Raw genomic sequence first — 13,549 nt, 5'->3', positions numbered from 1 at the left:
CGACTGCCGTCTTCTGTGCGGTGCTCGACTTGTCGGCGCGCGACTTGTCGGCGGCGGTGGGGCTCAAAGTGCTCGCTCCCCCATCAGACCGGCCGCACCCTTGGCGAGCATCTCGTCGGCTAGCTCCCTGCCCATGCGCACGAAGGGCGCGAGGCCGGCGGAACCGCCGTCGGACGCCGGTACGGGACCGGTGGTGGACAACTGCACCAGCGTGCGCCCGTCGGTGGTGCCGACGACGCCGCGCAGGCGCATTTCGGTGACAACCTGCCCCTCGACAAGCAGGTCGGCCAGCGCACCCACGGGTGCGCTGCAGCCGGCCTCCAAGGCGGCGAGCAGGGTTCGCTCGGCGGTGACGGCCGCCCGCGTGTGCGGGTCGTCCAGCTCCGCGAGCTGTGCGGCCAGATGCGCGTGGGACGCCGCGCACTCGACGGCCAGTGCCCCCTGTCCGGGGGCGGGAAGTACCTGGTCCGGGCTGATCAGTTCGGTGGCCTCCGCCTCGAGGCGTCCGATGCGCGTCAGCCCGGCGGCGGCGAGCACGACCGCGTCGAGCTCGCCGGAGCGCACGTACCCGATACGCGTGTCGATATTCCCCCGGATCGGGACGGTCTCGATCTCGGCACCGAGCGAGCGCGCCCAGGCGTGCAGCTGCGCCATCCGGCGGGGCGAGCCCGTGCCGATCCGCGCCGTGCCCGGCGCGGCGGCCCGGATCAGCTCCTCGAAGCCCAGTCCGTCGCTGCCGACCAGGACGTCCCTGGCGTCGGCACGCCGGGGCACGGCCGCCAGCGCGAACTGCTCGGGCTGCGTGGTCGGCAGGTCCTTCAGCGAGTGCACGGCGAAGTCGATCTCACCGTTCAGCAGCGCGTCCCGCAGCGCGTTGACGAACACCCCGGTGCCGCCGATCTGCGCGAGCTGCTCCCTGCTGACGTCGCCGTACGTGGTGATCTCCACCAGCTCCACGGGGCGCCCGGTGACCCGGCGCACCTCCTCGGCGACCAGCCCGGACTGTGCCATCGCGAGCTTGCTGCGCCGGGTGCCCAGCCGTAGTGGTGTGGTGGCTGTGGCATCGGACTTCATTGCCGCTCCTGTTCCGGATTGCTGACAGCGGCGACCGCCTGCGGGTCGAGGTCGAAGAGTTCACGCAACGCGTCGGCGTACCCGGCACCGCCGGGCTCGCCCGCGAGCTGCTTGACCCGCACCGTCGGCGCGTGCAGCAGCTTGTCGACGACTCGGCGCACGGTCTGCGTGACCTCCGCGCGCAGTTTGTCGTCCATCCCGTGCAGCCGCCCCTCCAGGCGGGCCAGCTCGCTGGAGACCACGTCGGCGGCCATGGTCCGCAGTGCCACCACGGTCGGAGTGATGGTCGCGGCCCGCTGCGCGGCACCGAACGCGGCGACCTCCTCCGCCACAATGCCACGGACGGCCTCCACATCCCCAGCCATCGGGGCGTCGGCCTCGGCGTCGGCCAGCGACTCGATGTCCACCAGCCGCACCCCGTCGATCCGGTGCACGGCCACATCGACGTCGCGGGGCATGGCCAGGTCGAGCACCGACAGCGCCGCTGCCGCACCCAGGTCCCGGCCGCGGAGGGCGCCCTCGATGTCGGTGGCGGTCAGGACGAGCCCGGTCGCGCCGGTGCAGGAGACGACGACGTCGGCGGCGGCCAGCTCCTCGGCCACGGCCCCCATCGGCCGGGCACGGGCGCCCAGGCTCTCCGCCAGCCGCTCCGCCCTCTCCAGCGTCCGGTTGACGATCACCAGTTCGCCCACACCGGCCCGCGCCAGCGTCACCGCGGCGAGCGAGGACATGGACCCGGCGCCGATCACCAGCGCGCGGCGCCCCCGCGCCCACTCCTCCACGGGCGCGCCGGCCGCGAGCTGCTCCAGCCCGAAGGTGACCAGGGACTGCCCGGCCTTGTCGATGCCCGTCTCGGAATGGGCCCGCTTGCCCACCCGCAGCGCCTGCTGGAACAGGTCGTTCAGCAGCCGGCCCGCGGTGTGCTGCTCCTGCGCGACGGCCAGCGCGTCCTTGATCTGCCCGAGGATCTGCCCCTCGCCGACGACCATCGAGTCCAGCCCGCACGCCACCGAGAACAGGTGGTGCACGGCACGGTCCTCGTAGTGCACGTACAGATAGGGGGTCAGCTCGTCCAGCGTGACGCCGCTGTGCTGTGCCAGCAGGGTGGACAGCTCGGCGACACCGGCGTGGAACTTGTCGACGTCCGCGTACAGTTCGATCCGGTTGCAGGTGGAGAGCACCGCGGCCTCGGCGGCGGGCTCGGCGCCCACGGCGTCCTGGAGCAGCTTGCCCCGCGCCTGGGGCGGCAGAGCGGCACGCTCCAGCACGCTGACCGGCGCGCTGCGATGGCTCAGGCCGACGACGAGCAGGCTCATGCCGGCATCACGGCGGGCAGGTCCCCGTCAGGTCCGGACTCGGGGGGCCGCTTGGTCACGGCCACGGCGGGGGGCGCGGCGGGCGGCGCGGTGTCCACGTCCGGCGCGGCAGCCTCCCCGGGCCGCCGGCCGGAGGACGCCCCCGGTTCCTCGCCCGCCTTGCGCTGCTCGTGGAAGGCGAGAATCTGCAGCTCTATGGAGAGGTCGACCTTGCGCACGTCCACCCCCTCGGGGACGGAGAGCACGGTCGGCGCGAAGTTGAGGATCGAGGTGATCCCGGCGGCCACCAGGCGGTCGCACACCTGCTGGGCGGCGCCCGCGGGGGTGGCGATCACGCCGATGGACACCCCGTTGTCGGAGATGATCTTCTCCAGCTCGTCCGTGTGCTGGACGGGGATGCCCGCCACGGGCTTGCCGGCCAGTTGCGGGTCGGCGTCGATCAGCGCCGCGACCCGGAAGCCGCGCGAGGCGAAACCGCCGTAATTGGCGAGGGCGGCGCCGAGGTTGCCGATACCGACGATCACCACGGGCCAGTCCTGGGTGAGACCCAGTTCGCGTGAGATCTGGTAGACGAGGTACTCGACGTCGTAGCCGACGCCCCGCGTGCCGTAGGAGCCGAGGTAGGAGAAGTCCTTGCGGAGCTTGGCCGAATTCACGCCGGCCGCCGAGGCCAGCTCCTCCGAGGAGACCGTCGGCACCGAGCGCTCGGACAGAGCGGTGAGTGCCCGCAGATACAGCGGAAGCCGGGCGACGGTCGCCTCGGGGATTCCTCGGCTCCGACTCGTCGCCGGACGGTGGTTTCGGCCAGTTGCCACGGTGCTCCTGCCGGTTGCGCGAAGCGGTGAGCGGTCGAACGTGAGGCACCCTCCCGGACCGCTCCGTCGCGCCCAGGCTATGCCTTTGTGAACGCGTGCACAAAGATGGTGTCCGCTTTGTCCGGTCAACGTGACCGGCGCCACAGGTATCAACGGGGACACCCGGTCACACTCCTCACGTATACGCCCCCGCACGGCAAAACGCCCTCGATACTAATCGAAATATGCTCGAACTCTGACCACTTTCCCGCTCGACAAGCCCGCTTTCGGCGGTCTTTGAACGGAAAACGGCTCGGGGCGCACAGCCGGCCTCAACGGCGGGAGGCGACGGCCGGTCGCGGCCGTCAGCGCTGCGTCACGACGTGAGCGCGCCGCGGAGCCGCTCCGGGTCCACGCGCCAGAAGTCGTGCTGCTCGCCGTCCACCAGCACGACCGGGATCTGCTCCCAGTACGTGCGGTACAGCTCCTGGTCCTGGTTGATGTCCTTCTCCTCCCAGGCGGCGCCCACTTCGGCGCACACCCGCACGATCACGTCCCGCGCCACGTCACACAGATGGCACCCGGGCTTCCCGATGAGGGTCACAGTCTTCATACGTCCATTCTCGACCCCCGAAGGACACCCCGGCCCCCACGGCCACCCCGGACCCCACTCCCGGCCCGACACCCCCACGCAACGGACCCACCTCACACACCACCCCCCGGGGAGCAACCCCCGGACCCCCGGCCGGACACCCGCGCGTAACGGACCCACCGAACAAACTGGCTATGCTCGCGGGCATGGCCCTTCCCGCATGGCTCACCTCTCGCAAGCGCTTCGCGACCGCGCGCAGCGTGCTCGCCGGCGAGGCCGCCGCGGAGGCGGCGCGCAAGCAGGAGCGGGAGCTGGCGGCGGAAGCGGCCGAGGCCGCCCGGCGCGGTGAGGGGGAAGGGGCCGAGGAGGCGGAGTTCCCCGTCTCCGGGGACGTGCGCGCCGCCGCGTTCTTCGATCTGGACAACACGGTGATGCAGGGCGCGGCGCTCTTCCACTTCGGCCGCGGCCTGTACAAGCGGAAGTTCTTCCGCAAGCGCGAACTGGCCCGGTTCGCCTGGCAGCAGGCGTACTTCCGCCTGGCGGGCGCCGAGAACGCCGACCACATGCAGGAAGCCCGCGAGAGCGCGCTGTCGATCGTCAAGGGCCACCGGGTCTCGGAGCTGATGGCGATCGGCGAGGAGATCTACGACGAGTACATGGCGGGCCGCATCTGGCCGGGCACCCGCGCGCTGGCGCAGGCGCACCTGGACGCGGGGCAGAAGGTGTGGCTGGTGACGGCGGCTCCGGTGGAGACGGCCACGATCATCGCGCGCCGCCTCGGGCTGACCGGCGCGCTGGGCACGGTCGCCGAGTCGGTGGGCGGCGTCTACACCGGCCGGCTGGTCGGCGAACCGCTGCACGGACCGGCCAAGGCGGAGGCGGTGCGGGCGCTGGCCGCCGCGGAGGGGCTGGACCTCGACAGGTGCGCCGCGTACAGCGATTCGGCGAACGACATTCCGATGCTGTCCCTCGTCGGTCATCCGTATGCGATCAATCCTGACAGCCGTCTTCGGGCGCACGCTCGTGAAATGGGCTGGCGACTGCGCGACTACCGCACGGGCCGGAAGGCGGCCAAGGTCGGCATCCCGGCGGCGGCCGGAGTCGGCGCGCTGGCGGGTGGCGCGGCCGCCGCCGTCGCGGTCCAGCGCCGCCGCCGCTAGGCCCCTCACAGGGGCTCATGGGGGGTAGGAAACCAGCCGTCCCGGTGCGTCCCGGTGCACGGCACGCGCGTGCGCGCCCCCAGGGGCGGCCCATCCAGCAGTGTTACCCGGTGCTTTCACAGGCCAGTCCCACCCGAACCGGTCGACCAGAAGAGGTCACCGACGGGTCGGTTTCGGTCAGCGAAATGATCAATTCCCGCACGGTATACGCGCTCAAATGCGGTCCCATTGCGTAACAGACCGAACCGAATCGGTGATTTTGGCAACTACGTGTAGTGCCGCCTGTACGAAGCGTTATTCTCCTCAGACGCAATTCGGTACCCATCCGTCCCTACGCCGGGTGAATGGTCCCGCACTGCACGTGATGGAAGCTCTGCCTCTGGGAGTCCCGTGTACCCACACGTCGGGGTTGACGCCTCGGGCCTGGCTACGCTGCGCACGACAGTCATCGACCAACTGCGTGCGATCGTCCCCACCGCGTACGCCGTCCCTGCCCTTGCCGCAACAGCCGCATCTGTCCCCGCAGGAGCCGCACCTGTCCCCGCGGGCCCCTGCCACGCGCTCGCGCACCGCGCCGCCGGCGCCACGACCCGAACCACCACCGCCGCCGGTGGCCGGCGCGCCCGCGGCGCCGGTACGACCGCCCGGCGTCCCGCCGCCTCGGACACCGACAGCCGCCGCATGATGGACCTGGTCGAACGGGCCCAGAGCGGGGAGGCCGAGGCGTTCGGCCGGCTCTACGACCAGTACAGCGACACCGTCTACCGCTACATCTACTACCGGGTCGGCGGCCGGGCCACCGCCGAGGACCTGACCAGTGAGACCTTCCTGCGCGCCCTCCGTCGTATCGGAACCTTCACCTGGCAGGGCCGCGACTTCGGGGCGTGGCTGGTGACCATCGCCCGGAACCTCGTCGCCGACCACTTCAAGTCGAGCCGCTTCCGCCTCGAAGTGACCACCGGCGAGATGCTCGACGCCAACGAGGTGGAACGCTCCCCGGAGGAGTCGGTCCTCGAGTCCCTCTCCAACGCCGCCCTGCTGGAGGCCGTACGTAAGCTCAACCCCCAACAGCAGGAGTGCGTAACGCTCCGATTTCTCCAGGGGCTCTCCGTGGCCGAGACCGCGCGGGTCATGGGCAAGAACGAGGGGGCCATCAAGACCCTCCAGTACCGCGCCGTCCGCACGCTCGCCAGGCTCCTCCCCGAGGACGCGCGCTGAGGCTCCGGGGCCGCCGGCGCCCCGGCCCCGAAGGCGGCGACACGCCGTGCCCCGGGGCACAACACGCCGGTCACGCGGTGATACACGTCCGGAGGACACGGGACGGGGGTTCCGCCGGGCCGGTCACATCATCGTGACATCGGACTCCGTAACCCGAGTGGCTTGCGCTCGTTGTGTGCGGTGCAGACTCCCCCCAGCCGTGGCTGCGCCGGGGCCCGCTCGTCCTTGAGCGGACACGGTCGGCCACGCACTCCTTCCTGTGCGGAGGGGAGTCGACCGTGCTGACGAGAGGAGGTGCCGCCGGTGATCGGATCCGTGCCGACGAGCCGACGGGCCATCGCCTTCGCCCAGGCCCTGGACGAGCAGGAGCGCGACGCGGGCGCGGCGGCCGATACAGGTCCCGAGGGCTCCGCGGACTCCGGGAGAAGCGGCGGGGCACCACCGGGAGCGTCCCCACGCGGGCGGGGACGGCACGCGCCGTCCAGGTCAGCGACCGCTCCCCCGTCCTCAGCGTCGAACGCCGCACCGGCGCCGTCCCGGCCCCCGCACAGCCACCGGGCCGACGGCCTGGACCGCTCGCTGGTCCCGCTGGCCGGCAAGCTCTCGGCGCTGCCCCGGCCGGAGCTGGACCCGGAGGTCAAGACGGTGCAGCGCGCGCAGCTGATCGCCGCCATGGAGGCGGCGTTCGCCGAGGGCGAGTCGGCGGCGCCGGACCCGCTGCTGCCCGAGCAGCGTGACGGGCGCGCGGCCTCCCGCTCCGGGCGCGGCGGTGCCCACCGGGCGCCGGGCCTGGGCCCGCTGAGCAGGCTGCGCCCTACCTCGCGGCTCGGCAAGGGGCTCGCGGCCGGCGGCCTGAGCGTCGGCGTCGCCGCGGGCGCCCTGGGCGGAGCCGCCGCGGCCAGCACCGACGCCCTCCCGGGTGACTCGCTCTACGGGCTCAAGCGCGGCATGGAGGACCTCCAGCTCGACCTGGCCGGTGACGACGCCGACCGCGGCAGCCTCCTCCTCGACCACGCCTCCACCCGCATGCAGGAGGCCCACCGCCTCATGGAGCGGGACCGCGCCGGCGCGCTGGACCACGAGGCGCTGGCCGAGGTCCGCAAGGCGCTCTCCGGGATGCGGCAGGACGCCTCGGAGGGGCACCGCCTGCTCAGCACGGCCTACCGGCAGGACGGCGACCTCGCCCCCATCCGGTCCCTGTCCCGGTTCACCAAGAAGCACCGCGCGGGCTGGACCCGGCTGCGGGACCGGCTTCCGGTGCAACTGCGCGACGTGAGCGACGAGGTCACCTCGGTCTTCGACGCCATAGACCAGGACGTGACCCCCCTGCGGGCGCTGCTCCCCCAGGACCCCGCTCGGACGCCGCAGGAGCGGGAGCGCGGCACCAGCGACCGTACCGGGGAGGAGTCCCCCTCCACGGAGCCGAGCACCCCCTCCTCGGACGGGACGAAGGGTCAGCGCGAGCGGGAGTCCGACGAGCCGGCGCCGTCCGACTCCCAGCGCCAGGGCGAGGGGCTCCTCGGCGGAGATCTGCTCCGGCCCTCCGAGAAGCCCGACCGCACCGGGCCCTCGGACTCCCGCTCGGGCAGCGGCTCGGGCCTCACCACCCCGGGCGGCGAGCCGGAGATCACCCTCCCGCCGATCGTCCCGGACGTGCTGCCCCGGCTGGGCCTGGACGGCGACACATAGCGGCCACCCCGCCGTCCGGCGACGCACGCGGGGCCCCGACCACGGTCGGGGCCCCGCTCGGAACTGTGGCTGTCAGCCCTCTTCCCAGCTCACACTTCCGGCTCCGGTGCTCAGCTCACCGCACTCGAACCCGGACGACCCGCTGGCGCCGGGGTTGAGGGTGACCCATTCGCCGCTGCCGTCGAAGCCGACCCCGCACACCACGGTGACGCGGAAGGCAACGGCCTGGTCGGTGTTGTTGGTGCAGTGGGCCCAGCCCTGCTTGCCGATGGCCTCGGTCCGGCAGTTGAGCACGTTCTGGGCCCGCGGCCCGTCCGCTGCCGCCGCCGTACCGGCGAGCGGGGCCACCGTCGCCGCCCCGGCCAGCAGGATCGCCGCGCCGACTCGCTTCATCTTTCGCTCCCCCTTGCGAGCTTGTTGCTGTTCGACGCCGCCCAGGTAACCAGCCGGCGAGGTGCGGCGACACCTGTCACCTGTCAGGGTGGCGATCTTCGCCGGGGAGCCGCCGGCGCGGCTCAGAAGAAGACCGAACGGCGCCGCACCAGCAGCTTGTAGAGGGCGTGCTGAATCGTTTCCCGTACCTGGTCGGTCAGGTTGAACATCAGCATCGGGTCCTCCGCTGCCTCCGGTGGATAGCCGTCGGTGGGCAGCGGCTCGCCGAACTGGATGGTCCACTTCGTGGGCAGCGGCAGCGCGCCCAGCGGGCCGAGCCAGGGGAAGGTGGGCGTGATCGGGAAGTACGGGAAGCCGAACAGCCGCGCGAGCGTCCGCGAGTTGCCGAGCATCGGGTAGATCTCCTCGGCCCCCACGATCGAGCACGGCACGATGGGCGCCCCCGCCCGCAGGGCCGTCGAGACGAAACCGCCCCTGCCGAACCGCTGGAGCTTGTAGCGGTCGGCGAAGGGCTTGCCCAGCCCCTTGAAGCCCTCCGGCATCACGCCGACGACCTCGCCGCGCTCCAGCAGCGTCTGCGCGTCCTCCGCGCAGGCGAGCGTGTGCCCGGCCTTGCGCGCCAGCTCGTTGACGACGGGCAGCAGGAACACCAGATCGGCGCCGAGCAGCCGCAGGTGGCGGTCGGCGGGGTGGTGATCGTGGACGGCGACCTGGAGCATCAGCCCGTCCAGCGGCAGCGTCCCGGAGTGGTTCGCGACCACGAGGGCCGCCCCGTCCGCCGGTATGTTCTCGATGCCCCGCACCTCGACGCGGAAGTACTTCTCGTAGACCGGGCGCAGCAGCGACATCAGGACCTGGTCGGTCAGCTCCTGGTCGTAGCCGAAGTCGTCGACCTCGTACTCGCCGGTGATCCGGCGCCGCAGGAACGCGAGCCCCCGGGCCGCCCGCGCCCCCCAGTCGGGGCCCAGCACCCTGGCGAGCAGCGCGCCCTCCCGCTCGTCCTCACGCCCCGTCCCCGGCTCCTGGACGTCCTCCTGCGCGCCGTCGGCGGAGAACGGCCCGCCGTCCCCGGGGAGCGGCTCCTGCGGGGCGTCGGCGGAGTCCGCGGAGTCCACGGGCTTCCCCGACTCGGTGCGGCCCACCCGGGCCGAGCCGTCCATCCAGTCCGCCCGGTCCGGCCCGCCCGCCCGCTCCGGCCCGTCCGCCCGGTCCGGTCCGCCCGGCCCCGGCGTCCTCCCGGTCCCGTCCGCCTCCGGACCCCGCCGACCCAGTACGGATGTGAGCGGCGGGCGGTGTCCCGGGGAGCCGCCCGCGCTGCGGGGGCGCCGCTCGCCGCGAGAGCCCTCCTCCGGCCCGTCCGAGGACTGCCGGGCACCGGTGTTCCGCGTGGCGGGAGACCGGGGCGTCAGGGGCGAACGGCCGCCTTCCCGGGCGGACCGGCCCGCCCCCCGCGCCGTGGAACCGCCGGTGCCGCGCCCCCGGCCCCTGTCGTCGTCGAAGGGTATGACCTTCGCGTCATCCATCCTGGCGCACCTCCTCCCGCCCCGCCGCGGCGGCGTTCACCGCGGCGCCCGGCTTCCCCGGCAGCAGCGCCGTGAACCTGTCCACCGCCCCGGCGAGCTTCCCGGGCGGCAGCAGCCCCGGCCCGAGGCCCTCGGCGAAGGCCGCCAGGGTCTGCTCGGTCGTGTAGCGCGGGGTGAAGCCCAGTACCTCACGCGCGTGCCCCGTCCTCACGACCCGCCCGTGGGTCAGCAGCCGCAACTGCTCGGGGGAGAAGTCCGTGGCACCCACCGAGCGCAGCACACTGCGGCTCCAGCGGATCGCGGGCAGCAGCATCGGCACCGTCGGCCGCCCCAGCCGCCGCGCGCACTGGGACAGCAGCAGCACACCGTCCCCCGCGATGTTGAACGTCCCGGCGGTGAGCGTGCCCTTCCGCGGCTCCCCCGCCGCCAGCCGCAGCACCTCGATCACGTCGTCGTCGTGGACGAACTGCAGCCTCGGGTCGTAGCCCAGGACGGTCGGCAGGACAGGCAGCGCGAAGTAGGCGGCGAGCGGCGACTCCGCGGCCGGGCCGAGGATGTGCGCGAAGCGCAGGACGGTCACCGCCACATCGGGCCGCCGCCGCGCGAACCCCCGCACATACCCCTCGACCTCGACCGCGTCCTTGGCGAAGCCGCCGCTGGGCAGCGCCCGCGCGGGCGTCGTCTCGTCGAAGACCGCCGGATCGCGCGGCGCCGAACCGTACACGCTCGTCGTCGACTTGATCACCAGCCGGTTCACGGAGGGCGCCTTCTGGCAGGCGCCGAGCAGCTGCATGGCGCCTATGACGTTGGTCTCCTTGACCGTGCCGCGCCCGCTGCCGCCGGGGGAGAGCGGTGTGCCGTGGAGGTCCATGTGCACGACGGTGTCCACCGCGTACTCGGCCAGCACCTTGCCGATGGCCGGCTGCCGGATGTCGGCCTGTACGAACTCCGCGTCGCCCAGGTCGTGCGCGGGCGGGTGGAGGTCCACACCGACGACCCGGCTCACCTCGGGCTCGCCTTGGATACGGCGGACGAATCGGCCGCCGAGCGGTCTGGCCACACCGGTCACGAGCACGACCCTGCCCACGATCCCTCCCTCTCCCCGGCCCATAGCAGAACCGCCGCCCTCCTCCCCGGACAGGGGAGAAAGGCGGCGGTCAGTGGCGTGCGGTGTGCTCGCTCACTTCTTGTTGCGACGCTGCACACGCGTCCGCTTCAGCAGCTTGCGGTGCTTCTTCTTCGCCATGCGCTTACGCCGCTTTTTGATGACAGAGCCCACGACTACCCTCGCTCACGAATCATCCCCGCACAGTGCGGGGCGAACTCACTTCGATACTCGGTGCGGGGCGTCCGAGCCCACACGACCTACATGGAGCCAGCCTACCCGCCACCGGTGGGTGGTCGTGAATCGAGGGGTGCCCCAGGGACACCGTCCGCGGTGACCGGCCCGGTGACCGGCCACCCCGCTGCCGGCCTAGGCGCTCTCCACCCCCACGTAGGACTCCTCGAGATACTCGTGGACGGCCTTTTCCGGCACCCGGAAGGACCTGCCCACCCGGATCGCCGGCAGATGGCCGCTGTGCACCAGGCGGTACACAGTCATCTTGGAGACTCGCATCACCGAGGCGACTTCCGCCACGGTCAAGAACACGACCTCGTTCAGCGGCCGTTCGTCAGCAGCCATGTCACACCTGAACCTTCCGCACATGTCGGGCACCGGCTTCCCCTCCGGTGACTCCTGCTCGCATGTGCGCTCTACCCCGGATCAGGGGCGCGTGATGCAAGTGATGAAGAGGAGTAGGGACCGTCCGCCTACCGTGACAGACACGCTCGATTGAGTACATAGCGAGTAAGCGCGCGGTAGTAATCAGACTGCGCACCGTCACGCGGAAGACCTCTCAGGCGCCCTCACTCCCCTGCGTCCCGCACGCCACCCCGCCGCCTGCCGCACCCGGCGTCCGGTCCGCCACCACTCCTCTTCCAACGGCCCTGACCTGCGCCGACGAAGCAATCACCGTCCCCGCAGGGGATATTGGGGCAGCCTGCGGCAACGACTCGGCGCCACTCGGTGCGACCGCTCACCCAAGGGGGGCGCGCGTACATGCGCCCCGCGTACGGCCCTTGGCGCGCGCGCTGGATTCGCAAAGCGACGCGACTCCCCATACGTAGGAGAGACCGCACTGACGTACCCGGAATCGCATCGCTATGTCGATACGTCTCCCCCGCGTCGGTGCTAGGCCGGGGCCTCACCGCGCCGACAGGGATGGGGCCAATGTGACGTAGTTGACCAGGAGTCTGCCAGGGGACAGCGGCGTGGCCCACGAGGACGCGGAGCTGCCATGCATCGGAAACGGCCTGCGGCGGCCTGTCGGCACCCCCGAACCGCTCCGGAAAGTGCCGATACCCCGCGCACCCCCTCGGGCAACCCGCCCCGTTCGGTCATGATTCCGCCGGAATCGCTCGGACTCGGACACCACACGTACGCGTCCCGCCACCGGACTCCCCACCCGCGGCCCCACGCCCTCCGGTGGCCGTGCCCCCACCACCGCCACTGCTACGGCAGCAGACCGTGTGCGGGGAAGACCGCACGACGCGTCGCCCGGACCGCCTGGTCCAGCCGGTCGGCCGGGTCGTACCCCGACTCCTCCCACCCTCGCCAGCGCGGCTCCAGTCCGTCCGTCATCCGCTGCGGCGCACCTCCGCCGGCGGTACGGGCGTACACCTCCTGCCGCCACTCGTCGGGGACTTCGGTCTCCCTCGGCACCGGCGCCCCCGCCGCGATCGCCACCAGGTGCGTCCACGTACGCGGCACCACGTCCACCACGGCGTAACCGCCGCCGCCCAACGCCAGCCAACGCCCGTCGGCATAGGAGTGCGCCCACGCGTGCGCCGCCTCGGCCGCCATCCGCTGGGCGTCCACACTCACCGCCAGGTGCGCCAGCGGATCCTCGATGTGTGTGTCCGCACCGTGCTGCGTAACCAGCATCTGCGGCTCGAACGCCGCCAGCAGCTCGGGCACCACCGCGTGCACCGCCCGCAGCCACCCCTCGTCGGCCGTCCCCGGCGGCAACGCCACGTTCACCGCGCTGCCCTCGGCCCCCGGCCCTCCGCACTCCTCCGGCCACCCGGTACCGGGAAAGAGCGTGCCAGGATGCTCGTGCAGGGAGATCGTCAGCACCCGCGGATCGTCCCAGAAGACCGTCTGTACACCGTCCCCGTGATGGACGTCCAGGTCGACGTACGCCACCCGTTCGACGCCCAGTTCCAACAGCCGCGCGATGGCCAGAGCCGGATCGTTGTAGACGCAGAATCCCGACGCGCTGTGCGGCATCGCATGATGCAGCCCGCCGGCGAAGTTCACCGCATGCAGGGCCTTCCCCCGCCACACGGCCTCGGCCCCGCCCACCGACTGCCCCGCGATGAGCGCGGACACCTCGTGCATGCCCGCGAACGCGGGATCGTCCAGGGTGCCGAGCCCGTAACGCTGGTCGGCGGACGCGGGATCGAGCGAGGCACGGCGTACGGCGTCGATGTAATCGGGCCGGTGCACGAGCCGCAGCGTCGACTCCCCGACCGGCTTCGCCGCGACAACGCTCAACTCCGGGCTCCGCTCCACCCCCAGCGCCTCGATCAGGCGCTTCGTGAGCGCGAGCCGCACCGGGTCCATCGGATGGCCACGGCCGAAGTCGTAGCCCGTGACACCCTCATCCCACATCAACTGCGCGTGGCCGCTCATGCCCGCCACCGTATCGGTCGGAAAGAGGGCATGAAAAAGGCCTTGTTGGCGGTG

At 72.2% G+C, this 13,549-nt stretch carries 13 protein-coding genes; 3 read left to right on the top strand and 10 right to left on the bottom strand.

All coding sequences use genetic code 11. The features are described 5' to 3' along the window. Positions 1-63: 63 nt before the first annotated feature. The 4 genes from hemC to FM076_RS19205 all read right to left on the bottom strand — a co-directional run bounded on the left by hemC (position 64) and on the right by FM076_RS19205 (position 3,797). Positions 64-1,074, bottom strand: coding sequence for a hydroxymethylbilane synthase (gene hemC / locus FM076_RS19220; protein WP_173872247.1), 1,011 nt, complete (start codon positions 1,072-1,074; stop codon positions 64-66). Then, a complete protein-coding gene (locus FM076_RS19215) occupies positions 1,071-2,390 on the bottom strand; it encodes a glutamyl-tRNA reductase (RefSeq protein ID WP_173872246.1) in 1,320 nt (439 codons plus the stop codon). The genes hemC and FM076_RS19215 overlap by 4 nt, the downstream gene beginning before the upstream one ends. After that, a complete protein-coding gene (locus tag FM076_RS19210; RefSeq protein WP_173872245.1) occupies positions 2,387-3,205 on the bottom strand; it encodes a redox-sensing transcriptional repressor Rex in 819 nt (272 codons plus the stop codon). Before FM076_RS19210 ends, FM076_RS19215 begins: the two co-directional genes overlap by 4 nt. Before the next feature lie 355 nt (positions 3,206-3,560). Continuing rightward, complete coding sequence (locus FM076_RS19205) at positions 3,561-3,797, bottom strand: glutaredoxin family protein (RefSeq protein ID WP_173872244.1); 237 nt, start codon at positions 3,795-3,797, stop codon at positions 3,561-3,563. A 185-nt stretch (positions 3,798-3,982) separates the two neighbouring features. On the opposite strand from FM076_RS19205, the gene FM076_RS19200 reads away from it, so the two are divergent. The 3 genes from FM076_RS19200 (at position 3,983) to FM076_RS19190 (ending at position 7,843) form a co-directional block, all read left to right on the top strand. Next, a complete protein-coding gene (locus FM076_RS19200) occupies positions 3,983-4,936 on the top strand; it encodes an HAD family hydrolase (protein WP_173872243.1) in 954 nt (317 codons plus the stop codon). A gap of 390 nt (positions 4,937-5,326) precedes the next feature. Then, on the top strand, positions 5,327-6,154 hold the full coding sequence (locus tag FM076_RS19195) for an ECF subfamily RNA polymerase sigma factor, BldN family (protein ID WP_345945104.1): 828 nt from the start codon (positions 5,327-5,329) through the stop codon (positions 6,152-6,154). A 303-nt stretch (positions 6,155-6,457) separates the two neighbouring features. Next, on the top strand, positions 6,458-7,843 hold the full coding sequence (locus FM076_RS19190) for a DUF5667 domain-containing protein (RefSeq protein ID WP_173872242.1): 1,386 nt from the start codon (positions 6,458-6,460) through the stop codon (positions 7,841-7,843). A gap of 72 nt (positions 7,844-7,915) precedes the next feature. On the opposite strand, the gene FM076_RS19185 is transcribed toward FM076_RS19190, so the two are convergent. The 6 genes from FM076_RS19185 to FM076_RS19160 all read right to left on the bottom strand — a co-directional run bounded on the left by FM076_RS19185 (position 7,916) and on the right by FM076_RS19160 (position 13,495). Then, positions 7,916-8,236 carry a hypothetical protein gene (locus FM076_RS19185; RefSeq protein ID WP_173872241.1) on the bottom strand — a complete coding sequence of 107 codons (321 nt, stop codon included), beginning with the start codon at positions 8,234-8,236 and terminating at the stop codon, positions 7,916-7,918. 122 nt (positions 8,237-8,358) lie between these two features. Beyond that, the gene (locus tag FM076_RS19180; protein ID WP_243274570.1) at positions 8,359-9,396 is read right to left on the bottom strand and encodes a lysophospholipid acyltransferase family protein; all 1,038 of its coding nucleotides are present in this window, start codon (positions 9,394-9,396) and stop codon (positions 8,359-8,361) included. A gap of 355 nt (positions 9,397-9,751) precedes the next feature. Beyond that, on the bottom strand, positions 9,752-10,846 hold the full coding sequence (locus tag FM076_RS19175; RefSeq protein ID WP_173872240.1) for an NAD-dependent epimerase/dehydratase family protein: 1,095 nt from the start codon (positions 10,844-10,846) through the stop codon (positions 9,752-9,754). 93 nt (positions 10,847-10,939) lie between these two features. Next, positions 10,940-11,038: a 30S ribosomal protein bS22 gene (locus FM076_RS19170; RefSeq protein ID WP_003948845.1), complete on the bottom strand. Its 99-nt coding sequence runs from the start codon at positions 11,036-11,038 to the stop codon at positions 10,940-10,942. A 195-nt stretch (positions 11,039-11,233) separates the two neighbouring features. Continuing rightward, positions 11,234-11,443, bottom strand: coding sequence for a helix-turn-helix domain-containing protein (locus FM076_RS19165; protein ID WP_173872239.1), 210 nt, complete (start codon positions 11,441-11,443; stop codon positions 11,234-11,236). A gap of 870 nt (positions 11,444-12,313) precedes the next feature. Then, a complete protein-coding gene (locus tag FM076_RS19160) occupies positions 12,314-13,495 on the bottom strand; it encodes an acetoin utilization protein AcuC (protein WP_173872238.1) in 1,182 nt (393 codons plus the stop codon). Positions 13,496-13,549: the final 54 nt, after the last annotated feature.

Origin of the sequence: Streptomyces albus subsp. chlorinus, from assembly GCF_013302895.1 — a bacterium.
GTDB lineage: Bacteria > Actinomycetota > Actinomycetes > Streptomycetales > Streptomycetaceae > Streptomyces > Streptomyces chlorinus.
The sequence above is the reverse complement of the archived record's forward strand: the minus strand, read 5'-3'. Positions and strand labels throughout refer to the sequence as shown.

Coding starts and splice junctions, on each gene's coding strand:
- hemC (WP_173872247.1), bottom strand. CDS start 1,074: ATGAAGTCCGATGCCACAGCCACCACACCACTACGGCTGGGCACCCGG.
- FM076_RS19215 (WP_173872246.1), bottom strand. CDS start 2,390: ATGAGCCTGCTCGTCGTCGGCCTGAGCCATCGCAGCGCGCCGGTCAGC.
- FM076_RS19205 (WP_173872244.1), bottom strand. CDS start 3,797: ATGAAGACTGTGACCCTCATCGGGAAGCCCGGGTGCCATCTGTGTGAC.
- FM076_RS19200 (WP_173872243.1), top strand. CDS start 3,983: ATGGCCCTTCCCGCATGGCTCACCTCTCGCAAGCGCTTCGCGACCGCG.
- FM076_RS19185 (WP_173872241.1), bottom strand. CDS start 8,236: ATGAAGCGAGTCGGCGCGGCGATCCTGCTGGCCGGGGCGGCGACGGTG.
- FM076_RS19180 (WP_243274570.1), bottom strand. CDS start 9,396: ATGGACGGCTCGGCCCGGGTGGGCCGCACCGAGTCGGGGAAGCCCGTG.
- FM076_RS19165 (WP_173872239.1), bottom strand. CDS start 11,443: ATGGCTGCTGACGAACGGCCGCTGAACGAGGTCGTGTTCTTGACCGTG.
- FM076_RS19160 (WP_173872238.1), bottom strand. CDS start 13,495: ATGAGCGGCCACGCGCAGTTGATGTGGGATGAGGGTGTCACGGGCTAC.